The sequence below is a fragment of the Dyadobacter tibetensis Y620-1 genome (genome assembly GCF_000566685.1).
Classification (GTDB): Bacteria; Bacteroidota; Bacteroidia; order Cytophagales; family Spirosomataceae; genus Dyadobacter; species Dyadobacter tibetensis.
Map to the genome: position 1 here is coordinate 127245 of NZ_AZQN01000010.1, position 26916 is coordinate 154160.

Below are 26916 nucleotides of genomic sequence, written 5' to 3' on the forward strand. Positions count from 1 at the left end.
TCTAGAAGGAGAAATCAATACCAAGGTTAAATCTTCTCATAGTAGGGTAGGCGCCTTGGGTGGCACTACCGCCGCTGTAAGTTCCTTCGCGGTCGTCGGGGAGTTTGGACCAAAAGAATAGATTGGTGCCACTCAGGAATACCCGCATATTGCTCATCCGCAATCTTTCCAGAAGGGGTGTTTTAGCGAAATCGTAGGACAGTTCGGCGGTGCGAAGCCTTAAGAATGAGGCATCGTAGAGGTAGTAGTCGCCAATATTTTCAGCCTGTGTTTTCCACCGGGGCAAAAATGAGCTTGCATTTGGATTGTCTGCCGACCAGTAGTCGCGTACATGGCCAAAGACAATGTCTACGTCGTGCTGGTAGTTATTAAAGGAAATTTGGCGGTTAACATTGCTGGCTCCATATAGCTGAACCATCATACTGAAACCCTTATATTTTCCTCCGATTCCAAAGGTTCCCGTATTCTGAGGTACTCCCGTATACCCAATGGGGGGCGTATCTTCATTATTTTTGATGATGCCATCGCCGTTAAAATCTACTAGGTTGTAATAGCCTGGCAGCTTCTGCAGGTCATTGGTTTCGGTGGGCACGCTGGCATATACTTCATCCCAGTTATTATAAAAACCAGAACGAATCAGACTCCTGTTCTGGCCTATTGAATAGCCTGCGGCCTTTAGATAGTCGTATTGCAGGGGGGCATCATCCTTGGCGATAATCGTATTCTGATTATGGGCATAGGTAATATTGCTCCATATAGAGAGATTAGGATTCAGACGCTTGTTGAATTTTAGCTCTATCTCATAACCCTTTGATTTAACCTGGCCTAGATTGGCACTCGGGGGGGTAGTGCCGAAAAATGGCGGTACATTCCGGCTCGATCCCGACATCAAAACATTCGTCCTGTTTTCTTTGAATATATCGACGTTCAGATTCAGCAAGTTTTGGAAAAAGCCCATCTCAATTCCCAGGTTAGACTTCACTGCCGTCTCCCAGTGTATGTCGGGATTCCCCACTACGGATTCCCTATAGAAGTTATATGGGCTGGTGCCAGAGGTACTTTGATTTAAGCGGCTTCGTCCTCCATAGCTAAGTTGCGAGGCATAAAGCCAGCGACTGCCACTGATGTTATCGTCCCCAACTTTACCTACACTATAGCGGAATTTGAGATGGTCCATAATAGGATTTTTGAAGAATTTCTCATTCGAGACCACCCAGCCTAGCCCTACTGAAGGGAAGAAGTCAAAACGATATTTAGGGCCAAACTGCTCGGACCCATTATAGGCCCCATTTACCTCGAATAAATAGCGGGTGGCATAATCGTAGGTGGCACGGAATACCCAGTCCTCCCGATAGTTTTTAAACATGCTGCCACGTGCCGACTCCTCCCTTTTGGCCAAGGCCATGGCGGTAACATTGTGTTTTTTAAACTGGCGGGCGTAATTGATCTGGAACTGGTACATCAGTTTCCTAGTAATGGGGATATACGATGACCAATTGGCAGCACCGATGACCTCTTGTTTAATGGTCCAAGGGCGCAGGATCCAGTCATATTCCTCATCACTGACAGGGAGGTAGGCCGTATATTCGGCAGGATCCTGATCGGGCCCTTGGTAAAGATGAGGGTATATTTGTTTGTAGGCTACATTGGTTCTGGCTTCGGCAGGCCGGATGCTGTTGGCATTATCGAATATTCCTCCCTCAGAGCGAATGTTATTATCGTAAAACAGAGAGGCGCTAGCCTTAAGTCCCTTGGTGAGGAAGCCCAGATCCTGCTGTATGGTGAAGTCAGAATTTAATTGAGTCGCTCGTGTTTGGCGAACACCCAAATTATAAACAACGGCCAGTGGGTTCAGCGTATTATTTCCGCCCTCCTGATAGGCCCCCCAACGCCCATCGTCGTAGCGGGGAAGGAAAAGGTTCGGAGCCAGAAAATAAGCTGCTGACCACATCCACTGGTCGGCGCGACTGGTGCTCCCCTCATTATTATAGTTGGTGTTTTTCTGGCTATAATATCCGGCGAAATTTAGCTTTAGTTTGGTTGTTTTGGTGACACGAACATCGATATTACTCCGGAAATTGAAACGGTTGAAATCGTAATTGGGCTTATAGCCTTTTCCATTATCCTGATCGCGGAACATATCACCTTCGTTGAGGTAGGCCAGGGAACCGAAATATTGAACGGCTTTGCTCCCTCCACTGGCACTCAGGGTTGCACGGTGAGAAAACCCTACATCTTTAAACATGGCTTTGGACCAGTCTACATTCGGATATATCTCGGCATATTCGGGCGACTGGGGGAGTCTGTATCGCTGTACCAAATCGTAAGGAACATAGGCGTTCCAGGATGGCTCGTTTAGAACACCTTCACGTTCTATGATTTCATTTTTGGCCATCATAGCTGCGTAGGAGTCTAGCTTGTCGGGTTGCCGGGAGATTGTTTTGGCGGTGGTGGTGTAATTGAAATTGAGCTTGGTTTTTCCCTGAGCTCCTCTCTTGGTGGTAATTAAAATCACCCCGTTAGCCCCTTTTACACCGAATACCGCCGTAGCGGAAGCATCTTTGAGTACCGAAATGCTGGCGACCTCATTTGGGTCGATATTGTTCATGCTTCGCTCTACGTTGTCGACCAGGATCAGAGGTTGTCCTCCATTCCAGGTATTCTGCCCGCGAATGAAGATATTGGTAGCGCTTTCACCCGTGGTAATCCCTCCTGGTTCGCCTGAGGAAGTGATCGATACTATGCCGGGAAGCTGCCCGGAAAGGGCCTCTTTTAAGTCGGTTACGTTCCCGTTTCGTTTAATTACTTCATCCGACATTTGGGCTATAGATCCTACTACGCTTTCCTTTTTTTGTTCACCGAAGCCTACTACCACGATTTCATCGAGTATTTTATAGTCTTCAGCTAGGATAATGGTAAATTCGGATTGGCTACCAATGGGTACCTCTTGGGGAGTATAACCGATAAAAGAAAACCGAAGTATATTATTTCGCCCGACCCGATCAAGGGTGAATTTCCCATCAATGTCGGTAACGGTTCCGATGGTGGAGTTGGCAACCATCACCGTAACGCCGACAAGTGCCTCGTCGTTTTCATCCTTAACCTGACCCTTCACCGTAATGGTTGTGTCTTGGCGTATGGCGGGCTGTTGGGCTACAGCATGAGAGGATACTGGGATTCCTGGTAAGGGCCGCACCGATTTTTTGGCCCTTTCTTTGTCGTCGACCGAAACGGAAATTGCCGGAACGGACGCAGAAACACCGAAGGCTACTACAGAAAGCAGTGCCATTAATGTAAACTTTTTTTTCATGATTTTAAGCGTTAGGGATAAGTCAGTATAGTAATATTCTTGCTAGTACTGGTGCTATGTTGCTTAGGCGAAGGCCAAGCACTTTTCAGATATTTTAACTTAGGAGCTAAGGATCGAAAAGTACAGGCCAAGCATAGCAGAGGCATAGAATGAGGTCTGGCCGAATCATACGCATGCAATGTTTTTTTGTGAAAATAGAATGTTTCTTCTTTTTGCCGAACCCTGTTTCGAGTGTAACCCGGTGAGGAATCAGGCTAATATCTTCTTGGTAACATAGTCAACTATAATAACATGACGAAGAAAAGCGTTGATCCCATGACGAATAAATAAAATAATTTTTAGATTCAGTATAAAATAAGAAATAAATAGGATTTTGTAATTTCTTGAATGCTTGGGAAAATCCAAATAAATACAATTGTTATTCTATGTAATCTGGCTTGTAACCGCCATTTGAAGATTCAAACTCGCCTGGATTTTAAGTGTTTGAGCGACAGTAATGGGCGTAGCGAACTATAGGACTATTTTAATGTGTCTACAGTTGCGATTAACCCTGAAAAATTCAGGACGTAAAAGCGGTCACATCTTTCTGATATTATCGAAAAGTACCGCATAGGTATATATGTAAGGTTGTGCCTTGTATTCTGGAGAAAATACAATGGAAATAATTCGAATATGAGCCAGAATAATTATTAATTATTTTGACTCATATTGGACGAGAAATTACATTTAGTTGCTCAACTGCAGCATTTATTACTTCATGCAGAAAGGAATGGAAAACCTTTTAAATTTTTAATTTATGATGATTAGCTAGACTGCTTTAACCAACCTGAGGCAATGAGGTATTGGGCCAGACCATAGGAAAACATAATCCATAGGTCGGCGCCTTGAACCCCACCACCGAAACGATTGAGGGCTATAAAACTATCGGAGAGGATAAATAGTATGGCACCTATCAGTACTGCTGCGTATCCCGGAAGGAGAGGCTGTCGGAGAGAAGCCGTATAGCCCATCAGACAGATTACCCCTGTATAGGCATATAAGGGCAGTTGCAAAGGAGGCGGAATCTTTCCGTCTAAAGGTCCTCCTAAGAGCAAGGCAGCGAAACATAGAAAAGGAAGGAAAAACAAAGGTCTCCAACTGGACGTCATGAGAAAGAGTCGGATATAGCAAACCTGAGCACAAAAGAATGCCGCCAGGCCGAAAATAAAATGCTGTTCTCCAGAGAGCATCAAAAATAGGTCACCAATCCAGGAGAACAGCAAGGCTAAAAATAATATCCATCTCGACTTTATGCCCCCTTTATGATTCCAGACGAGTACGATCAGGTAAGGCATCAATAGGGGTTTAGTGGTGGCCGATAGGGGGGCATAGGCTAGAGAAATGCCCATTAAATGGAAAGTAAGCAATATAAAATAGCCAATTGTAACCTTCGTCATCATTCGCTTCTTTTGAAGTAGTTAAAGGAAATTTAGGACAAAGTACATTAGGGAACCTCCTGGCTAAATAGTGCCAAAAGAAAAATGGCATCAGCAGAACCATCCATGGTAGGTTCGTTGGTTGAGTAATCTGCCCAGTCGTCCATATATTTGATATGTGGGGGCTGCAGGGCTTCATATTCATCGGGTTCGTCAGGCTTAATGCCAATCATTCCACCGTGAATAGTCTGCCAGATAGGGCCGTCAACCAGGCTGCCTGCGATCATTTTTTTCTGAAGACGCCAAAATGGCATATGGACATCCAGTGGATAATCGCCGTCGGCAGGCAGCCCGGTAAACATACTGGTGCCCCAAGGATTATTGCCCAGAAGCCAGTCGCGGTGCGCTGCCAGCAGCGAGCGAAATTGCTGGTCACCGGTCATTTGTTCGTAGAGGTAGGCTTGTGTAGCAACAGCTACTGCCAGATTATTGGAACACCAAATAAAAAGATGACTTACGCCATAGGGATTGGTTGCGGCCTTAACTTTTATTTTCTCCAGGTTATGCCGATAATACCCAGCCAGTTCTTGTTTATCTCTCTGTGTTACAATTTGACTAAGTACAAAGTGTCCGATATTTATAAAGGGATACATTTGATAATGAGCAGCAGAGTCCATTTCCATCCAGGAAGTGGTATTTGCTAATTGTGCATAATGCAGACCATCTTTTAGGTATTCCTTCTTTTTAGTCGCTTTGTAAAGTTCGGCAGCAGCCCATTCCATATCGTCCGCCCAGGTGTCTTCGGTGTAGCGATAGGGCGCACCGTAACTATTGCCCTGTTGATAGCCTTCTTGCTTTTGCCCCATCTCATATAAATCAATGGCGGCGGTGAGGCACTTCTGGGCATAAGCTTGATCTATTGCTTTAAAATGTCGAAAACCTAAGGCCATAGCCGCTGCTGACCGGCCTGCGAGGTTAGCAATTCCAGTGGCTTCACTAAGATATTTTCCCGCTCCCTGGGGTTTCCCTGTAGCAAAATATACGGGTCGGGCTCCGTTTTCTCCCCAACCATAATCGGCATTGTCCTCGTGAGGCAGTTTAAAACCTCGATGGTCTCTATCATCAGCCACCTGGTGGTAAAGCTGACCGGATGCAGGGTGTAGTTGATGTATCCAGTCCAGGCCCCAGCGCGCCTCGTCAAGAATATCGGCAATCTGATTGCCCCCCTCTTTCCCCATGGCATCTACCTTGTCTCCAAACTTGGTTGGGGCCCATTCATAGGCCAGCAGCATACGGGCGGTAGCATTGCTAGACGTTATCAAATATTTGAGCTGGTCTCCGGCATCATGCCAGCCTCCCCTTGCATCCATTTGAGTGGAGTCAGGAAGGGGACCAAAAAATGTCCGGCCATCTTTTTGATGGCAGTATACATCCAAAAATGGATTGTACCCACAACGCTGTGAACGCATAAAATGAAGAACTTCTTCCTGATAGGCAGGATATGGGCCAATGGAAAATAGCCCAGAGCGAGTCGCTCCGTCAGCTGTGGTCAGAAAATATTGCCCCGGCCTTTCACAGGCTGTAAAATCTAAACTGTAATAGTAGGGAAATGGGTCCCAGGGCAAGGGTTTTTCATGAGGCATGATACGCATCACCGTTTTATTACTACCCGACATTTTTAAATATATGGGTTCCTTGCAAGGCTCTCTACTCAAGTAAAGAGCCTGCTTAATATCCTTTGCTGCATAGCCCACCAAGTTATATCGGAATAACCCTGATTGAGAAAATGCATTTTGTGTGATTAAAAAAAGTCCTATTAACGCTATCCTCAGCATCTTGATTACAATTATGAATAGAAAATAAATATAGATAATAAAGTTTGGTGCCTTTTGATTTTCCTGTCAGTTTGTTTTTGCTTTTCAGATTTAATCCCTCAAATGTCTTCCATAGTCCTGCTCATTAACCCCATTGCGGATGGTCATATAGGAATTACGCATTTCTGATTGCTCCTGGTCAACCCACTCTTTTCCATTGGCATGCCGGGGATTAATTAGTATAGGCTTGAGCTCTGGGATTGCATTGAAGAGATCAGGCAGGTCGTAATAAGCCAATACACCCGGTATAGAAGAAGGGATGTATTTAGTTTGATAGTCTTTTGCCAGTGTGATAGACTCAAATGAAATCAATGGGTCGATCATCACTAGTTTGGTGAAACCCTGCTGAAAGAGGGAGGCGTGAAGCAAGTCAGTCCCCAGCGTACCCCTGGAAATACCTATGAGCTTTTTTTGTAAGGGCAGCTTATTTTGGATAAATCTGGAGAGCAGCCCAATTTCTTCCATACGGATAGCTATGGGATATTGATGTGTCAAAATCCCCAGATGCCATAGGTTGAGTGGGACTCCTTCTATGACCGAATCGCCTCCGCGGATATATCCGGTAGAAAGCTCTCCAAATCCGCTCAGGTCGGGCAACAGTACAGGGTGGCCAGCCCTAAGCAGGGAGTGGGCAAACCCTTCCTCAGAAAGGGCGACAGCCTTACCACGATCGTCCAGTAGCATTACCGGCTCCAGGGATATCTTATTGGGCAGGAGCCAAAGTATAGGAAGATAGTGGTCTCCAGTCCCTTTTATCAAATACCGATCAATAGTAAAGCCCTTTTTTACTGCTCGGCCCGAGAAGATCGTCTCGGGTGTCACTGTGCTGGGTCTGTAGCCTGTTATTTTAATTATTTTTTCCACGAGTTCGGTTGCTGATTGAGCATTCGGCCTGCCGGCGATGAGCCGTTGGCTAAATTCTTTGTTTATACTAAAAATAGTTTCACTCTTCAAGTCCGTAACTACCTGTCCTGTAGTAGTCACTTGGAGCTCTAGTGGGCTTAAATATTGAACTTTCTCGTCGGTGGAGTCACCCGGATTGTTAAGTGCTTTCTGGAAAAATGCATAGGAAGCCTCCCGGTTTTTTAAGGTGGAGGCATGACCGGCATCGTCCTCTGTGAGCTGCATATTTTGGGGAAAGCCCCAGGCCCGATAGGCATTAAGGGCTTCGGCATGGGCATCTCTGGCACCTTGAATGGCAAACATATCGTTGGTGGTGGCTACTATTAATGCCGGTTTTGGAGCTCGTACGATTAAAAAGTCGGCCATATCCAGACCATTTTCCAGCCCATGCAGTAGGTTTTGTTCAGCATCCTGCGGACCATTAGAACGTAGAAGTTTATCGAAACTGGTGATATAACACTCAGGAGCTGCTGCCAGGATACGGTGGTCCAAAGCCGCTATATAGGCACTCTGGGTACCACCCCCCGACCTGCCCGTTATACCGATGCGGGCTGGGTCGACTTCTTTCCGGGTGAGTAAATAATCGACCGTTCTGATGCCATCCCAAATAAAATAGTTGGCCGGTGGCCGGCCAGAAAGAAAGGATTGACTGCCGGGGTAGCTATGCTCTTTTACTGCACTTTTTTGAAGGTCGGTGCCCGGATACTGGCTGCGCTCTCCCTGCCCAATGGGATCGAAGGCCAGAACAATAAATCCTTTTTTAACATAATTCAGAATTATTTGCTGGTAAGTCTCACTGCGGAATCCCTCGGTAGTATGGCCGCTACAGTAGATAATGGCTGGTGCTGGGGTAGCGCGTTGCTGAGGTATGAACAGAGCGGCCGTGACATAATATCGGGGTCTGGATTCAAAATATAGCTTCTCAACCCGGTAGCCATTTTTTTCGAAGCTGCCCGTTATAACAGGATTTAGGGGCGTTTTTTCGGGAAAAGAACCCACAGATAATGCGAGTTTCGATTGAAGTGTTTCCTGTCTCTGCTTCCACTGTGCCGGGGTCTTGAGGTCCTTCATATCTTTTCTGCGCTGTTCCAACTGACCAAAAGCGAGCTGGGCCATCTGCTTATACAGCGCTTTGCTTGGTTCTCCCTCATAATATTTCCAATAATTATAAACATCAAATTCGTTCTGGCCGAGACATAAGCCAGGCAAAATAGTCCAAATGAATAGGAAGAAGATAAGATAAGGTCTACTTTTCATGGTTTAGGATAGGGATTGATAATGGTTGTTATCTGCGTAAGCATTGATTATGTTTACAAGCAGGGCAAAAAATGAATTATATTTTAAGGTACGATCAACTTGACTATGGAGGCTATCCGAAAATATTTTGAAAGGAGTGTCAGGCAGTCGGAGGAGGACTGGGCAATCTTTTCGTCCAAACTGTCCCCTTATAAGGTGCAAAAGGGGGAGAATTTGCTAGCTACTGGTCAAACAGAAAAATATTTATCATTTATCGAGACTGGCATGCTGCGATTTTACAGTATGTATAGCCTGGAAGAAAAGACATTTGGTTTTGCCTTTGCGGGTAGTTTCGTGAGTGCTTACGATTCGTTTCTGACCCAGAAGCCCGCTGCCTATTCCATCCAGGCCCTGGCCGATTCGGAATTATGGCGTGTTTCCTACGAAGATTTGCAAATTATTTATCGGGAAACTCAGGTTGGAGAAAGGATAGGTCGACTGGCCTCGGAGGCTCTTTATTTGACTAAGTCGAAACGGGAACTTTCTTTGCTCTATGAATCAGCCGAATCCAGATATTTAAATTTATTCGCCGAGCAGCCCCACCTTCTTCAGAATATCCCATTGAAATATATAGCCTCCTATATAGGCGTTACTCCACAGGCATTGAGCCGGATCCGTAAGCGTATTACTTAACCTGGGTTCATTGATGCGGGTTGTATTATGACTTTACTTTGTAGGTGTCAAATGTAAATTTTATACCGAGATGAAACCGCTCATTCTACTACTTTTTGTTTTTGCTATTTCCGCCTTAGTCTTCAAACTCTTTTCTAAACAATATCAATGGAGCCGCTGTGGTAGGATTGCCATGTTTGCCATGCTCTGTTTTACCACCTTAGGACATTTTATGTATGCCAAAGGTATGAGTCTGATGATTCCGGAAGTCATTCCTTTTAAAATTGAACTGGTATATCTCACTGGTTTTTTGGAAGTGGGACTGGGGCTGGCTCTTTTAAGGCCAGGTATCAGGCAGAAGGCGGCATGGATGTTAATTGTTCTCTTTATCTTGCTACTTCCTGCCAATATATCCGCTGCTCTGAGCCATCTCGACTATCAGTCGGGAACCTTTGATGGCCCCGGGCCCGCCTATTTATGGTTTCGGGTCCCTTTGCAATTATTTTTTATTGGCTGGGTATACCTCTTTGCCATTCGCTCCTGATCTCATGGGCCGAGTATCGCTGGACTACCGATGGCGTAACATATGGGATCTCCAAATATTTCTATTTAATTATAATTTATATTGTATTAATTATAATTTCTTTTGATCAATACGCCTCATCAGAATTTGAATATTAGGCAAATTACCTTAGGTTATTTAGTAAAAAAACTGAATTTATATTTGGCAAAAGGGCAATACTGCTTACATTTGTCACTGAGAATTTTACAATATACTTTATCAACCTGAACCTTGTCTATCCACTCGTTTTCTGGCATTCGCCGGCTACGAACACTTCCCCAATGCTTTGATGTAGGAGAGTTTTCCTGGAATTGGTCCAAGTGGAAAAGTCATGTCTATAGGCTGGGTAAAGTGTTTTATTATCATTCTCATTTTTTTTACCTCCCCACCAATTATAATAAAAAAATTCTATGGGAAAACGAGTATTAATTCTTTTACTATGTTGCCTAAGCCTGGGTTTACAAACTACCTGGGCGCAGGCCGTGACTTTACGTGGTAAAGTTTCTACCACCGAAGACGGCAGTCCATTGCCCGGAGTGAGTGTGGCGATTAAGGGTACTACTACGGGTACGCTAACAGACGAAGCAGGGGAATTTTCCCTACCTGCTTCTAAGGGTAATGTTTTGGTATTTAGCTATATCGGTTTTCTTTCAAAGGAAGTTACTGTAGGCAACGCCAGCTACTTGGCGGTGGACTTGGCTGAAGATACCAGAAACCTTAATGAAGTGGTGGTGACCGCCTTCGGTGTCAAGCAGGACGTGCGGCAACTTGGCTATTCGGTGCAGAAGGTGGCATCTAAGGAGATAACGGATTCTCAGCAGCCGAACTTGGTAAATGCACTTCAAGGCAAAGTGGCAGGGGTGCAAGTTACCAATTCCGGGGGCGCTCCGGGTGCATCCTCCATTATGTTGATACGGGGTGGTACCTCCTTGAGCGGTAATAATCAACCCCTTTATGTAGTTGATGGTATCCCTGTGGACAATACCACTGCGGTGAGCCAAGGAGGCTTATCTGCAGGAACAGCCCCGGCTTCTAACCGGGCTATAGACATTAATCCGGAAGACATAGAGAGTGTTACCGTCCTGAAAGGCCCCGCCGCTGCTGCCCTGTACGGTCTTCGCGCTGCCTCCGGAGTTGTGGTCATTACCACTAAAAAAGGTTCGGGAGGAAAGGCCAAAATCAACTACTCTAACAGCTTTTCTTTCGACCAAGTGAACAAATTGCCCACCTTGCAATCGGTGTATAAACAAGGGGAGCAAGGGGTTTTCAATCCTAATTCTATAGAATCATGGGGGCCAAAATTTGAAGCCAATGATCCGATTTACGACAACCTGGCCGGAATGTTTAAAACATCATTTACCCAAAAGCATGATATTTCGGTAAGTGGAGGGAACGAGCGTTCGACTTTTTATGCCTCCGCTTCACGCTTCGATCAGAGCGGGATAGTGAAAAATACGGGATTTGAACGTACCTCTTTTCGACTTTCTGCCGACACAAAAGTGGGTGATAAACTTACGGTAGGAGGGAACTTGAGCTATATCAAATCGAGCCGAGATTATGTATCGCAAGGAAGTGCGAATGGCGTGATGGGAGCCGTTTACTGGCCCCGTAATGATAATATGGCCGATTATTTGAATCCGGACGGCACTCAACGCAATATCGTAAGCAACGACAACCCGCATTGGGGGGTAATCAACAAGCCATTTACCAACGATGTGGACCGCATCATGGCCATTGGTAGTGTGGTATACGACCCTTTCAAATTTTTAAATGTTACTTATCGCTTAGGTACGGATTATTATACGGACAATTTTAAAAGCGTTAGATCGGTGGGAACGACTATTGTGGGTGAGGAAAAAGGAGCCATCAGTCAGTCAACCACCAATAACCAAATCACTACCTCCACCTTATTGGTAACGGCCAAGAAATCATTTGGTGAAGATTTGAATATGAGTTTGACCCTAGGTCATAATTTAGAAGATGCTCACCGACAAACGGCCAGCTGGTATGGACGTAACTTCATCGATCCCAGCTTTGCCAATATCAATAATGTATTGGAAACTGATCGCACCATCTCTCAGAATATCCAGAAACGTCGCATCATGGGTGTGTTTGGTGATCTGAATATCGACTGGAAAGGCATTGCATTTCTGAATTTCCGGGGACGAAACGATTGGTCCTCGACCCTACCGGTGGAGGCGCGCTCATTTTTCTATCCTGCTGTAAGCGGCTCCCTTGTAGTAACCGATCTGTTAAAAGAAGTGGGGGGCGTTGCTGAGAATGATTTCCTTAGTTTCGCAAAAATTAGAGGATCCTGGGCACGGGTAGGTAAGGACGCCCCTCCTCATGTGCTGGCCTCCACTTTGTCCACTAGTACGAACAGCTTCACGATTGCTCCCCGTGGTTTTATCTCTAACGTAAACACCTACTTTGGAAATCCAACCTTAAGACCGGAGTTTACTAATTCCATAGAGTTTGGTGGAGACTTCCGCTTCTTTAAGAACCGGGTCAATGTGGATGTTACCTATTATAAGACCAGTACCGACGACCAGATTTTAGGTACAAGAACTCCTCCTTCTTCGAGTACTTTCCTCGCCTATCTGAATGGGGGCCAAATCGATAATGAAGGGGTTGAATTTATGGTGGGTGTACAACCCCTCAAAAGCAGCAAATTGACCTGGTCTTTAGACTTTAACTTTGCTCATAATAAGGCCACAGTGAAAAACCTTCCAGGGACTTTAGATCGTATCGAGCTTTCAGATGCGTGGGTAGCTGGAAATGTGGCGCAGGGAGCGGCCTTCCTTGGCGGTTCACTCTTCGGAATCAATGGCAACGTGTGGAAACGAAATGACTCCGGACAACTTTTGCTTGACGATAATGGTTATCCGCAGGTACAGTCTACCTTACAAGCTATTGGCGATCGTAATCCGAAATGGACTGGAGGGATAACCAATACATTAGGGTACCAGAACTTCTCACTCTCTTTTATGTGGGATGTTCGTATCGGGGGCGATGTGTATAATGGCACGGAAAATACTTTGGTGAACTCTGGCCTCAGCACCAAGACCCTTGATCGTGGCCAAACTAAGGTATTTGAAGGAATTATCGAAAAGACCGGTGAAGCCAATACCAAGTCTGTTGTTCTGGATCAGAATTACTACCAGACTCTGTACAGTAAGCAAGGTTATGATTTTGTTGAAAATGGAGGGTGGGTGCGCTTGCGTTATGTAACCTTGAATTATGCCTTACCCAAAGCCCTTTTAGGCAAAACGCCGATCAGCAGACTTCAGATCTTTGCGACAGGGCGTAATCTGCTATTATTTACCAAATACTCCGGTGTAGATCCTGAGGTATCTGGCAGTGGTGCCGGAGTAGGGGGGTCTGGCTCTTTCGGTTTCGACAATCTTGGTGTGCCCGCTACACGTGGTTTCGATATCGGGCTAAAAGCCTCGTTCTAGTAAGCAACAGCTCACTGTAAACGAAAAATGCTTATTTAATTTTAAATACTATTTAGTGTATTATGATAAAATCACTCGCTAAAATATACCTGCCGCTGTTAGGTGTCTTACTTTTCAGCGTATCCTGTTCCGATTATTTAGATGTCAACAGTGATCCTAATAATCCATCACAGGTGCCTGCGCACTCCCGTCTGGTAGGGGCCATTACCACGGCTAATGGCGCTGCTCAATGGCGTGGGACCCGAGAAATTACGGGAGTCATGCAATATGGCGTTACCAAAAATACTACCGGTTCCAACCGGAATGCCGAGACTTGGCGTTTTACTGCTTCCTATTTCCTATGGCAAAATGCCTATACCTGGGCGCTACCCAATGCTGTGGATTTGGCCGTTTTAGGAGAGAAGGAAGGTTCCCCCCATTTTGTTGGTGCAGGAAAGGTGCTTCAGGCATTTCTATATGGTTTGCTTACCGATCAGTATGGAGCCATTGTAATGTCGGAAGGGTATGATGGAGTATCTCAGGTAAAACTTACCCCGAAAATGGACGACCAGCAGACGGTTTATCAAAACATAGATAAATTGCTTGACGAAGCCATTGTAGCCTTTGAAAATCCTAATAATAAGACTCCTCTGAACTTTAGCGGAGGCGATATCATGTATCAAGGGGATGTAGAGAAATGGAAAAGGCTGGCTTGGTCCTTGAAAGCGCGTTATCTCAACCATCTTTCGAAAAAGAGTACGTATGATGCTCAGAAGATTATAGAAGCCTGTACAAAAGGATTCAATGCGGATGGGATGGATGCGGAGTTTGCTTATCTGGCCGGTGCCCAACAGACCGACGAGAATCCTTTCGCAAGCTGGGGAGGATTTACTAGTACCACCGATCCACGATATTTCACGTACTCGCAGTTTTTCGTTGACCTCCTTACCAAATTTCCCGTAACAGAAGCGGCCTTTGTAGATCCTCGTATACATAAGATTATGAAACCAGCCGCTTCAGATGGTCAATATCGGGGACTAAAACCGGGTATGGGACTCGCGGGCGGACAAGGAGGAACGGGCCAGTTCACCAAAGAGGCTGACTATGGTCCCTTCTCTAAGAGCGGCTTTTATACCAACGCAACATCACCCTTCCCCTTCATCACCTATTCGGAGGTGAAGCTGATCGAAGCAGAGGCGCAGTTGCGGGCTGGAGATGCAGCGAAGGCATTGGTGGCATATGAAGAAGGCGTAAAAGCCAATATGCGTAAGTTGGGAGTTTCTGCTACTGACATTGCTGCCTATTGGACAGCCCAGCAGGCCGATGGACTGGCGGCACACTTCAATGACAAGACTAAAGGTCTCAGTCATATTATGCGTCAAAAATACATTAGCCAATGCTTGAACCCGGAAACTTGGGTAGATATGAGGAGAATGGATTACAGTCAGGCAATATATGGACCGAGTCTGACTCGTCCTGCTAATATCAATACCGTCGTATTCGATGCGAATGATGAAAACGATTGGATTCAAGCTATGGTATATGAAACCAATGAGCAGAATAGAAATCCAGATAACGTAGGGGATAACAGTGAAAAATATAGATTAAGAACACCATTATGGTGGAATCAGCCCTGATCGTTAATAATTATTTTGATGCAGCAGGCTTCTTCAGAGAAGCCTGCTGTTTTGCGTTTGAGGGCTCCCGATCTATTAAAATTCTGTAAAGACAAGGAGGTTTTGGGCAACACACGCTTTGATTATACAAATAAAAATCAATGGTCTATAGCCTATCTGAATAAAATTGATTGAGTTGCTTATGGTCTATTATTGCATATTAGCAAATATTGCAGAGGTGGCTCTTCACTAGATAGTCCCATATATCCGAAGATGTTTATGGGCCAAAATAGCCTCATCGATCGAATGGTTAATTCTAAAAAATGACTCCAGGCAAATGGTAAAGTACGATATGAATATGAAAAAATTACTGATCTTTATTTTCCTGATAGGTACCACAAGTTATACTGGCAGGGCTCAGAAGGAGGCCAGCAAGTTGGCAATTGTCTTTATAGGTAATAGCATTACCCAAGGTAAGGGCGGTCCCGAGGGCTCGCCACCCCCTACTCATGCCGTTCATTACCTAAAGCAAAAAAGGGGCTTGTCCGATCTGCCTTACATAAATGTAGGCAGAAGTGGAAGCACGACGGTAGATTGGCTTCCAGAAACCAAGAAATTTTTCTCCCTGGCTCTTAATGCTGCCGATAGTCTGTCAAAATTGCCGGGTTATGGCCTGGTGTTTTCATTGAAATTGGGAACTAACGATAGTGCGATGAAAGGGCCTAATGGTGCGCCGGTATCTGGAACTACTTACCGGCAAAATATTACAAAAATCATTGATACCTTGCTTCAACGCTATGCGGGAAGTGAGGTGATCCTGCATCATCCGATTTGGTATAGCACCAATACATATAACACCTCCATGTATTTAGAGGAAGGGCTGGAACGGCTCAATTCGTATATTCCGATACTCGACGAGCTTGTTTTAAGCTATCGTGACAGGTTCCCGGGAAGGGTACATCTGGGAGATACAAAAGCTTATAAATATTTCAAAAAGAACCCTCAATACTTTAAGAATGAACAGGGACAACAGGGTATCTTTCATTTGCACCCCAATGAGGCTGGGACTAAGGTACTGGGCGAATTTTGGGGGAAAGCCATTCATCGCCGAATTCGTTGAGGAAGAAGTTGCTGCAGAATTTTTCTGTAGGCAAGATAATCACGATGCTGGAAATTTCTGTCAAATTCTGTTGTCTCCCATTGCCTTTCTGACAGTAAATTACTAGTTTGTAGTTATAAAGTGCTTCCTATGCAAATGTCCATATACCATAAATGTTCTGATTATGATCTCTTCGAGCTTTTTACGAAGGGGGACGATCGTGCTTTTGCAGAAATTTATGAGCGTTATAAAGGGCCTTTGTTTATGCATAGCTATAGAATTCTAGAGAATGAGGAGGAAGCTAAAGACGTATTGCAGGAGCTTTTCACTGCCCTATGGAGTAAACGGGAGCAGATCCATTTACAATCGAGCCTCTCGGCATACCTGTATTCAGCCACTCGGAACAGGGTACTAGACCTCATTGCCCATAGACAAGTGAAGCAGCGCTATATCGATTCACTTTCCGATTTTATTTCATCGGGCACCTGCATTACTGAGGAACATCTACGAGAGAAGGAGCTGGCCTCCATGATAGAAAAAGAGGTAAGTCTGCTGCCAGAGCGGATGAGGTTAATTTTTGAGCTAAGTCGGAACCACGACCGATCTTATAAAGAGATTGCGGAAGAATTGAATATCTCGGACAAGACGGTAAAAAAGCAGGTGAGTTACGCTCTGAAAATTTTACGGGAGCGATTGGATCTTACCCTTATTATTTCTTTAATAATGGAAATATTATAATTTTTTTTGAAATGGTCTACTACCAAGGGCCATCAGAGTCGTCTTATATGCAGTGACGAAAAAATACTGCATCGATGAATAAGGAAAAAGCCGAGGAACTGCTTCAGAAACTCAGAAAAGGTACGATAGAACCACAGGAAAAGGCCCTGTTAGAAAGCTGGTATCTCACGCTAGGCGGAAATTCCTCCCTGTCGGAGCCTGAATTGCAGCGCCATTTCGATGAGGTCTGGGAATCCGTCCAACAGCAGAAGGCGAGTATCCCGCTCCGTCAGCAGTTGAGTCCATTATGGCGCTGGACGGCCGCCGCCTGTATCTTACTGATAGGAGCTTGGTTTTTGGTGGAAAATTCTGGCAATAAACAACAGGTGCTTACAAGTCATGCAGATCGGGCCCCAGGAACCAGTAATGCAACTATTCTACTTTCCGATGGTTCTGAGCTGGACCTGATGGAAATGACATTAGGGAAAGAGACAAGAATAGGGGAGGTTACCCTTGTGAGACCAAAGGAAGGGGAGGTGGTATACCAAACCACGAACGAAGAAAGGGATATGGAGAATACGATTTTTCATACCATTGCCACCCCAAAAGCGGGGGAGTATAGGGTAACGCTCGCCGATGGTACCAAGGCTTGGCTCAATGCCGCCTCATCCATCCGATTTCCCGCTATTTTCGGATCCCGGGAAAGACGGGTGGAAGTGATTGGGGAAGTGTATTTTGAAGTGGCCAAAAAAACGCATAATAACAAGAATGTCCCTTTTAAAGTAAGAGTGGGGGCACAGGAAATAGAGGTTTTGGGAACGCACTTCAATGTCAATAGTTACGCCGACGAAGGCGTGGTGCGCACTACCCTTTTAGAAGGTAGTGTAAAGGTGCGGGTATCCGCTCAGGAAGTACTCTTACACCCGGGGCAGCAAGCTACATTCAATCCCAAACATTCAACTCTGGATAGGCAAACGCATAGCCGTATAGATGTTAAAACTATCGACGGTGAAACGGCTGTAGCCTGGAAGGAAGGTTTCTTTAAGTTTGACCAGGCTAGCCTTCCCGAACTGATGCGTCAGATAGCGAGGTGGTACGATATGGAAGTGGTGTACGAAGGACCTATTCAATCTCATGAGTTCGTTGGACAGATCGAGCGAACCTCCAGTTTGTCAAAAGTTTTGCAAATCCTGGAAATGGGTGGTGTTAATTTTAAAATTGAAGGAAAGAAAATAATTGTCATAAATCAATCTAATCAAATATGAAGTGTATGCCTAAATAATTCTGTATCTGGTAGACATTCCTGCAAAAAAATGCCGCTTCAGTTGCGACCTGAAACGGCATAAGCCCGGATGTGTACGGCCGATGCGTAAGACGCAACCGGTCAGTAATTCTTATGTGACTAAAAATAACTTACAGCCTAGACTTATCTCAAAAATATGAAACTTTTTTTACAGAGAAAAGTACCGTATAGTAATATGCGTTCTTTTTCCAAACTGATAAGGGTGATGAAACTTGCCATATTCTTAATGACCGTAGCTATGCATGTATCTGCTGCGAGCTTCTCCCAAAAGGTGGTATTAACACTAAAAAACGCACCTCTATCGGCCGTTTTCGGTCAGATAGAACAGCAGACTGGGTACCGTTTTTTTTATGACAATAAACTTGTCAAGAAAGCGGGTACGATAACAGTTGATTTTAATGGAATTTCCGTGGAGAAGGTTCTTGATCAGATCCTGGTGAAGGAAGGTCTTACCTATTCCATTGTAGATCAGACTATTGTGATTAAGAAAAAGCCGAAAGGGACGTCGAAGACATCGGAACCTACTCCTGCTTTAGGAAGCCGGCCCTTAATTTTGCTGGGGGGCGACCAAAGATCAAATTCTGGAATAGTGGCAAGAGGATCCCATTTGCAGACGCTACCCCAAACAGCGGAATTAACCGTAAAAGGTATTGTCACGGATGAAGAAGGTGAGCCATTGCCGGGTGTCAGCATTATCGTAAAGGGAAGCCAGCGTGGGACAGTAACATCAGTATCGGGATCCTATGAGCTAGTGGTTCCCGACAAAGAAAGTGTTCTCGCTTTTTCCTATGTAGGTTATCTGGCCCAAGAAGTAGCAGTGGGCAATCGTGGGGAGATTAATGTGAAGCTAAAGGCCGATACGAAGGCGCTCGAAGAGGTAGTCGTTATTGGCTATGGTACTCAGAAAAAGGCTAATCTTACCGGGGCGGTGTCAACCATTGACGTAGCAGCTCAAACGGAAAGCCGCCCAATTACTTCACTTTCGGCCGGACTTTCAGGACTGGCCTCTGGTTTATATGTCAATCAGGGGAGCGGTCGTCCTGGCAGTGATGGTGCCACTATCCGCGTAAGGGGGCAGGGTACACTCAATGACTCTAACCCCTTGGTGATTATCGATGGCGCAGTGGGCGATATGAACCATTTGAATCCTCAGGATGTAGAGTCCATATCCGTTTTAAAGGATGCTGCTTCGGCCGCTATTTATGGATCTCGAGCTGCAAATGGAGTAATATTAATTACCACCAAGAAGGGGCAGTCGGGGGAGGCTAAGATCAGTTATAACTCATTCTTTTCTATTGCCAAGCCTTCAAACGTGATCAAAACGGTATCCAATTATGCAGATTATATGGGTTTGATCAACGAAGGCTATCTTAACAGTGATGCCAATGCAACACCTATTTTTTCTCAGGAAAAAATAGATTTATGGAGAGCCAACGAGGGAGGCAATTCCTTGTTGTATCCTAATACCGACTGGAGTAAAGAGGTGTTCCAGACCAATGTTGTTCAGAACCATAATCTTTCTTTCTCGGGTGGGGCTCCCAAACTGCGTTATTTCGGCTCTATGGGCTATTTGAACAATCCAGGGGTAATTGAAAAAGCGGGGTACGAGCGTTTTAGCATGCGCCTGAACCTCGAAGCGAATGTGAAACCCTGGTTAACTCTAGGAGCCATGCTCAATGGAATTGTAGCCAATACTGAAATCGGAACGGATGTATTGGACGATGTATTTACCTATGCCAGTGCCAGTACACCGGGCATGGTATTACGTGCTCCCGATGGAAGATTTGGTAGTCCCAATAATCCTGAAGATGATCCCCAGTCCAACAACGTCTTGCACCGACTATATGGCCGCAAGGGGGATTATAAACAGAATAAGCTAACGACCAGGCTTTATGGAAAATTACAACCTCTGGAGGGTCTCTCCATTGAGGGATCCTTCAATTATGTATATGACGACGAAATGCGCTATCAACAGCCTGTTTTCAATGATCGCTGGAATTTTCTGACGAATACCATTGCCACGTCTGGAGTAGGGAGAAGTTCGGTGTATAACCGTAACCAGAAAGACTTGCAGTACTATATGGATGGGATTGTGCGTTACGAAAAAATGCTTTTTGGTGACCTTAACCTGAATGTAATGCTGGGTACCAGCCAGGAGTATTATAAGACGAGCTATTTCTCGGCCAGTAAAATGGATTTGATAGACCCGACTTTGAGTGTGATCGATGCGGCCACCATGGATGCTAATGTGTCGGGAAATGCCTCCGACTGGGCCATGCGCTCGCTATTTGGAAGACTGTCTCTCAACTTGAAGGACAAGTATCTGCTGGAGGCTAATTTACGCCGCGATGGAACTTCACGCTTCGCATCTGGGTCTAGCCGTTGGGGACTGTTTCCTTCTTTCTCGGCTGGATGGCGCATTTCGGAGGAATCCTTTTACGATCTGAGCTGGATGCCTACATTAAAGGTTAGGGCTTCGTATGGCTCACTGGGTAATAATGCCGTGGGAAACTACGAATATCAAGCAGTGTATAATGCGGCCAACTACGTATTGAATGATAACCTTTTCGTGGGTTTCGCTCAAACGGCCCTTTCCAACGCCGGCCTTACTTGGGAGAGTACCTATATTACCAATATAGGTATTGATTTTGGCTTGTTTAATAATAAGCTAGACGGTACCATCGACCTATTTAATAAGCATACCAAGAATATCCTCATCAATCTTCCCGCTCCTTTGGTGGTTGGGAACGCTTCGATACCGAAGCAGAATGCCGCAGAGGTCCAAAATAAAGGTATTGAGTTAAATCTGACTTACCGTGACAGAATAGGCGAGCTAGGGTACCGAATCGGAGGTAATTTTACTTTTATCGATAATAAGGTTACCAAATTCAAAGGAGATGAGCGTAGTATTTCTGGTGCTAACCTTATTCAGGAAGGATATGCCATCAATACGCAATATGTATTGGCAACCGACCGGATTATTCAAACTGATAGCGACCTAGCATTGGTTCAAAGCATGATTGATAATGCGCCTATTGACGAGGCTACCGGTAAGAAACGCAATCCATTTGCATCCTATGGTACCCCACAGCAGGGCGATTTGCTTTATAAAGATACCAATGGGGATGGAGTCATTAACGACGACGACCGGGTGACAGTGGGTCATGGGAATGCGCCACGGATTACCTATGGCTTTAATCTGGGACTAGATTGGAAAGGCTTCGATTTATCAGCTTTATTTCAAGGCAATGCCGGAATCAAGGCCGTATGGAACGATTTCTACCATACCAGTGGAGTACGCTGGGGATATTTGGTTAACCAGGAGGTGGCCGACGGACGCTGGGTGCCAGGCCGTGTCGATGCCACCTATCCCAGACTCCTTAACTATAATAATACCCTGAATACCCGAACCAGCGATTTTTGGTTGCAGAATAAGTCCTATCTCCGTCTGAAAAACATACAAGTGGGTTATACTGTACCTAAAAATATTACAGAAAAGCTTAAGATTTCGACGGTTCGGGTTTTTGGTAGCCTTGAAAACTACCTCACCTTTACCAGTTACAAGGGCATAGATCCGGAGGTGAGTGGTACCCAATACCCCACCATGAAGCAAGCCCTGTTGGGAATCAACTTAACCTTCTAATCAAGATTTGTCATGAAGAAAATACTTTTTTTTATATTACTCCTGTCCGTTAGCAGCTGCTACGATCTGGATACGCAACCCTTCGACAAGGTGAGTGCGGGAACGTTCTGGAAAACTGAGGCTCATGCCCTACAAGGGGTAATGGGCGTGTACGCCGATTTGAACGATCATAATGTTTTCGGACTCTATAATATGTTTGACAATGCCACCGACATTGCTTTAGGGTATGACGGGCAGGGGTTGGGTGATATCATCGCAGGGACTTTTACCGACAGAAGTACCAACGTAGTCAATCGCTGGCGCCGGGGTTTCGATGGGATCCAGAGAGCCAATTCCGTTATACGCAATGTAGCAACCATGGATATACCCGAAGAAAGCAAGCGAGTTTATATTGCAGAAGCTCGGTTTTTGCGCGGGCTATATTATTTTTATCTGAAAAACCTGTTTGGAGGTATCCCAATTTACGATGAAACGATAGATCTTAATAAGGATTTTAATGATCTGAAGAAGCCCCGTAATACAGAAGATGAGGTTCAGGCCTTTATTCTCGCCGACCTGGCCGCCGCTATTGCTGGTCTTCCAGTGAGCCACGATCCAGCCCATCTAGGAAGAGCCACCAAGGGAGCCGCTTATGCACTTCGGGGGAAGGTGTTCCTCTACGATAAAAAATGGGAGGAGGCCAAGGCCGACTTCGAGGAAATTGTTCAGAACAAAAATAATAGCTATGGGTATGCACTCTATCCTGACTATGCCGGGCTGTTCAACCTGGAAGGGGATAATAGCAGTGAAATGTTGTTTGCTGTTCAAAATAAAGGTGGGGTAGGCTTTGACTATGGGATGCCATTTGCGCATTATTTGGGCACTCGATCCACTTTTGGGAGTTGCTGGAATAACGGGCTTCCCTCCACTAAATTAGCCGATATGTATGAAAATCGGGATGGAACTCCATTTAATTGGGATGATCAAATTCCGGGCTACACTGGCAGTAAAGCGGTGAAAAGGGAAGCGATGGTGGCCACACTAAGTAGTGGAAAACTTACGGCAGTTCCCGATACTGCCAAGTTAGGCAATATTTACCGCAACCGAGATCCGCGCATGATGCAAACCTTAGTAGTACCTTATTCATGGCAGCTAGGCTGGAATGCGAATGCACCAAGACCCATGCAGCTTGTACTGGCAACGGGTGTTAACGAAAATTTTGGTCAAATTCGGAATAACAGAGGCTGGATGACCTACGTATGGCGAAAATTTGTTCCTGAAGGTAACCTCAATGGTGAGCTTACAAATCGGGCACATACTCCATTTAATTTCCCTTTGATCCGTTTGGCGGATGTTTACTTAATGCTTGCGGAGGCCTATAATGAAACAGGGCAGCTGGAAAAGGCCATTATTGAGCTGAATAAAGTTCGTGCTCGAGCGTCTATGCCGGGTCTCAATAGCGGTGCAGTAACTTTGGCCGTAGGAAGCAAGGCTGAAATGACCCAGCGTATTATCCATGAGCGGGCGGTGGAGTTGGCTGGAGAAGGCCATCGTTACTTCGATTTGAAACGTTGGGGCTTATTGAAGGCCTATACGGAAGGCAAAGTTGAAAAAAGTATCGTGGATGACATTTTGCTCACAAGAGGCTTTCAGGATCGTCACCGCATCTGGCCCATCCCAGCGCAGGAGATTGAGGTCAATCCGGCACTTACTCAAAATCCTGAATGGTAAAATAGAACTATCTGAGTATCTCAGTAATTTATAGTAAATTAATAGGCAACTAGCGAAAGTATCGCTTGGTTGCCTATTTTTTTATTGACCTATCGTTTATTGCGAGGGTGCTTGCTCTTGGGGAATTAGATGACAACTGTAAAATACTGCCTAGGTATTGGCATTATTTTTGAATCAAGCTACGTTATCTCTACGGCTTCTTTATTATAGGAGAAAGACATTGTAGAATAATGACGATATTATTTGAATTGACTGCTTAAAGTAATAGAAAAGTTTTTCTATATATAGCTAGAATTTAATATTTATCTACCAAATAGTTTGTAATCGTGACTTGTAACTGGATTTTCCGTATTGATAATTTAGCAATATAACCTTCCCTCATATGTACCAGAACGAGATTTTCCCTGCAAGAGATATTGCACTTTCACTCAGGCAGCAGCTTCTGGATAATTTGTTGCCTGTATCCGTCATGGTTAATAATATGGGTGAAATTATTCCGAGCCTTTCTCCCCTCAACGAAGCGGTGGAGTCCTGTTTTGAAATGGCCAATGAAGCATGGATCCTGATGGAGCCGGAATCTTTATCCCTGGCCAATCCCCTTTTACTTACTCTTACTGCCCAGGAATCAGTAGCTTACTGGTTGTGTATTACCTTAGATCCGCAGAATCCTCTCTATTCAGTTATCCGGCAATTAGGTCTTGAGCACAGCCTTAAGCATTCGTAATCCATTCTAATTGACTAACATTTTCTTTGTCCACGCCCGAGATCCCAGATGCCGTCTAGACCCGTGCTGGAGATAATTCGATAAAATACTCCTGTATAAATTCTTATTTTTCTCTAGCCTTCTTCCTTAGTTAAACCGACTTTATTTGACGTTCAGTTGATAAAATGTAAAACGTAAGTAAGTTTAAATTACTAATAATTTTCTAATTCCATAAGATTGTTGGATTCATTGAATAGTAAAGTGTTTATATTTTTATACATATAGCTTGATATATCAATGCGAACAATATTATATTTGTTGGGTGAATATAAGATACACAGTCTTTTATAGCTCCACTATACCATACACTTAATGATTAGCTTGACAACGAATTTTTTAATTTTATCAGAAGAGGTGAACCTGGTTGACCAGATATCAGGTATGCTCGAATTGCTATATAACGGCGCCACTGTCCATTGGGGGCCCAACTTCAGGGAAGGGTTAAATAAATTGAAGGATTTAAGACAGGTAGAACTAATTATCCTAAATGCCCAGATGTCGGCAGGAGGAAGTCCTGGAATAGTCGGAGCCTTCAGAGGGGTTCAGCCTGGCGTAAGGATCCTAGTGGTGGCTGAAGAAAGCGGTATCAAGCAGGCTATTCATTTCCTAAGTGCTGGAGCCAATGGGTTATTAAATAAAAATGCGTTAGATCAGGAATTTCAAATTGCAGTTAAAAGAATTTTGTCAGATAAAAAATATCTAACAAAGTCTGTATACCAAAAAGTTACCGACGATTTCTTGTCCACGAACAAGTCTTCTGGTACACTCCGGGAAATGCCATTATCGCCACGCGAACAGGAGGTTATGCATTTGCTGCTTCAGGGAAAACAAACAAAAGAAATTGCCTCCTTATTAAATCTCAAACTTCCGACAATAAGCACTCATAAAAGCAAGATTTTTCAAAAGATGAAAGTGTCTAATATTGTGGAATTATTTCGGAAAGTAAATAAAGAGAATTTATAAGGATTCACAATAGATTTTAGGTTTGTTATAACTTTTTTCCCTGTATTCTGGTCTTAAGTCTAGGAATATCAGAGGGCAGGCATCAGATATATTTTCCAACACAATGGCATGAGGGGATCTCTCCTGAGACTTGAATCCCCTTGGCAAAGTCTAAGTAATACTATAGATTTCGCCTCTCGTATGGGCATAACAGTTATCGCCTAACTGTACTCCTTTTCCAATTTTTTATAAACCCTAACTGGCCCGGGTTTAAATCTTATATACTTCATCTGAGGCACTTTAATGGAATGTGTTCGGTATATATCTCAGTCTTGGCCAGAGGCTGGCTTACCCAATACGATAAAACAGAGTCTTGCAAGTTGGTCTTTTGGTACCATCCTTAATCAGCAAAGCCGTCAGGCCTGATATCCTTTGGAAAACATGGAAAGCTATGGAGGAGGTACTGATCTCGGTATGTCGTCAGAACATTTATCAAAATATATTCAATGGATTAGAAATATTTTTAGTTTATAATAAATTAATTCGAGTTGTAACACGTTGCTAAAACTTAATTTTGTGCACTCTGGTCTGAATAAACCAGATTCAGGCACTCTCATGAAAATAGTCAAATTGGGGATTTGATTCAAAAAATCCTGAGAAACTGAAGTGACTTTTGTGGAAAATACCGTAATACAAGGGCATATTTCTGCTGATTTCAGATCTATTGCCTCAAAAAATATACTAATTTTTTGATTTTAATTTATCGAACTGACGGGCATAAGTCCGGAGTCCACACACACACAATTCTATGAAAAAGATTACAGCTATTTCAGCACATTTTTGCTCACTGATCTGTGATGCAGAAGCCCATCAATTTATCTTACCCTTTAATTATTAATTTTATGAAAAAGTACACGGCAGAATTTTTAGGAACATTTTGGCTTGTTTTAGGTGGCTGTGGTAGTGCAGCATTGTCGGCAGCATTTCCAGATGTAGGCATCGGCCTGCTAGGAGTGTCCCTTGCATTTGGTCTCACGGTCCTCACCATTGCTTATTCGCTTGGGCATATTTCGGGTGCGCATTTAAATCCGGCAGTTTCCATAGGCTTATGGGTTGGAGGAAGATTCTCTTCGAAGGATTTGATCCCTTATATCTTCTCTCAGGTATTAGGGGCTATTGCAGCTGCCTTTGTACTGTATACCATAATTACCGGAAATGGTAGCCTGATCGGAGACTTTGCTGCAAATGGCTATGCTGAACATTCGCCAGGGAAGTACAGTATGTCTGCCGCCCTGATTACCGAGTTTGTAATGACTTTTATGTTCTTAATTATTATACTAGGCTCTACCAGTAGTAAGGCCTCAGTTGGATTTGCTGGCCTGGCCATCGGTTTGGCTCTAACACTGATTCACCTTATCAGTATTCCGGTCACCAACACTTCTGTTAATCCTGCCCGGAGTATTAGCCAGGCACTATTTGTTGGCGGTTGGGCTATGGAGCAATTGTGGTTATTTATCGCTGCTCCTATTGCCGGAGCCGTGCTGGCGGGTATAGTATACAAAGCCCTACTAGAAAAGGAATAAGGAAAGTTATTTTGGACTGCAACCTCAGGATATTTGCAGTTCTATTCACCGATATGGTGCTGGGAGCCGGGATTGTTTCAATTCCGGCTCTTTTATGCGCTTTGCTCACGTTTATTCCCAATCGATAGTCG

15 protein-coding genes and 2 pseudogenes are annotated in these 26916 nt (G+C 44.5%); 13 read left to right on the forward strand and 4 right to left on the reverse strand.

All coding sequences use genetic code 11. The features are described 5' to 3' along the window. Position 1: 1 nt before the first annotated feature. The 4 genes from X939_RS0120260 to X939_RS0120275 all read right to left on the reverse strand — a co-directional run bounded on the left by X939_RS0120260 (position 2) and on the right by X939_RS0120275 (position 8759). Complete coding sequence (locus X939_RS0120260; protein WP_025765108.1) at positions 2-3310, reverse strand: SusC/RagA family TonB-linked outer membrane protein; 3309 nt, start codon at positions 3308-3310, stop codon at positions 2-4. A gap of 803 nt (positions 3311-4113) precedes the next feature. After that, a complete protein-coding gene (locus X939_RS0120265; protein ID WP_025765109.1) occupies positions 4114-4749 on the reverse strand; it encodes a lysoplasmalogenase in 636 nt (211 codons plus the stop codon). 44 nt (positions 4750-4793) lie between these two features. Beyond that, a complete protein-coding gene (locus tag X939_RS0120270) occupies positions 4794-6560 on the reverse strand; it encodes a glycoside hydrolase family 9 protein (RefSeq protein ID WP_025765110.1) in 1767 nt (588 codons plus the stop codon). A 90-nt stretch (positions 6561-6650) separates the two neighbouring features. After that, positions 6651-8759, reverse strand: a complete 2109-nt coding sequence (locus X939_RS0120275) for an alpha/beta hydrolase family protein (protein WP_025765111.1) — start codon at positions 8757-8759, stop codon at positions 6651-6653. A 105-nt stretch (positions 8760-8864) separates the two neighbouring features. Between X939_RS0120275 and X939_RS0120280 the strand changes: the two genes are divergently transcribed. From X939_RS0120280 to aqpZ, 13 genes and pseudogenes are all read left to right on the forward strand, one after another. Continuing rightward, positions 8865-9431, forward strand: a complete 567-nt coding sequence (locus X939_RS0120280; RefSeq protein ID WP_025765112.1) for a Crp/Fnr family transcriptional regulator — start codon at positions 8865-8867, stop codon at positions 9429-9431. 70 nt (positions 9432-9501) lie between these two features. After that, on the forward strand, positions 9502-9954 hold the full coding sequence (locus X939_RS0120285) for a DoxX family protein (protein ID WP_025765113.1): 453 nt from the start codon (positions 9502-9504) through the stop codon (positions 9952-9954). Positions 9955-10382: 428 nt separating this feature from the next. Beyond that, complete coding sequence (locus X939_RS0120290; RefSeq protein ID WP_025765114.1) at positions 10383-13430, forward strand: SusC/RagA family TonB-linked outer membrane protein; 3048 nt, start codon at positions 10383-10385, stop codon at positions 13428-13430. Between the two features lie 62 nt (positions 13431-13492). Then, the gene (locus X939_RS0120295) at positions 13493-15046 is read left to right on the forward strand and encodes a SusD/RagB family nutrient-binding outer membrane lipoprotein (RefSeq protein ID WP_025765115.1); all 1554 of its coding nucleotides are present in this window, start codon (positions 13493-13495) and stop codon (positions 15044-15046) included. A 337-nt stretch (positions 15047-15383) separates the two neighbouring features. Further along, positions 15384-16145, forward strand: a complete 762-nt coding sequence (locus X939_RS0120305) for a GDSL-type esterase/lipase family protein (protein WP_025765116.1) — start codon at positions 15384-15386, stop codon at positions 16143-16145. A 129-nt stretch (positions 16146-16274) separates the two neighbouring features. Beyond that, positions 16275-16862 carry an RNA polymerase sigma factor gene (locus X939_RS0120310; protein WP_229236121.1) on the forward strand — a complete coding sequence of 196 codons (588 nt, stop codon included), beginning with the start codon at positions 16275-16277 and terminating at the stop codon, positions 16860-16862. Between the two features lie 74 nt (positions 16863-16936). Further along, positions 16937-18106, forward strand: coding sequence for a FecR family protein (locus X939_RS0120315; RefSeq protein WP_025765118.1), 1170 nt, complete (start codon positions 16937-16939; stop codon positions 18104-18106). Between the two features lie 243 nt (positions 18107-18349). Beyond that, the gene (locus tag X939_RS0120320; protein ID WP_229236122.1) at positions 18350-21787 is read left to right on the forward strand and encodes a TonB-dependent receptor; all 3438 of its coding nucleotides are present in this window, start codon (positions 18350-18352) and stop codon (positions 21785-21787) included. A gap of 192 nt (positions 21788-21979) precedes the next feature. Next, positions 21980-23482, forward strand: a pseudogene (locus X939_RS0120325) (RagB/SusD family nutrient uptake outer membrane protein); the annotation flags it as partial. Next, positions 23445-23531: pseudogene (locus tag X939_RS24175) on the forward strand (hypothetical protein); the annotation flags it as partial. The pseudogenes X939_RS0120325 and X939_RS24175, both read left to right, overlap by 38 nt. Positions 23532-23879: 348 nt before the next feature. Continuing rightward, positions 23880-24221, forward strand: a complete 342-nt coding sequence (locus tag X939_RS0120330; protein ID WP_025765121.1) for a hypothetical protein — start codon at positions 23880-23882, stop codon at positions 24219-24221. Between the two features lie 351 nt (positions 24222-24572). Beyond that, a complete protein-coding gene (locus tag X939_RS0120335; protein ID WP_025765122.1) occupies positions 24573-25223 on the forward strand; it encodes a response regulator transcription factor in 651 nt (216 codons plus the stop codon). Positions 25224-26104: 881 nt separating this feature from the next. Then, positions 26105-26785, forward strand: coding sequence for an aquaporin Z (aqpZ, locus tag X939_RS0120340; RefSeq protein ID WP_025765123.1), 681 nt, complete (start codon positions 26105-26107; stop codon positions 26783-26785). Positions 26786-26916: the final 131 nt, after the last annotated feature.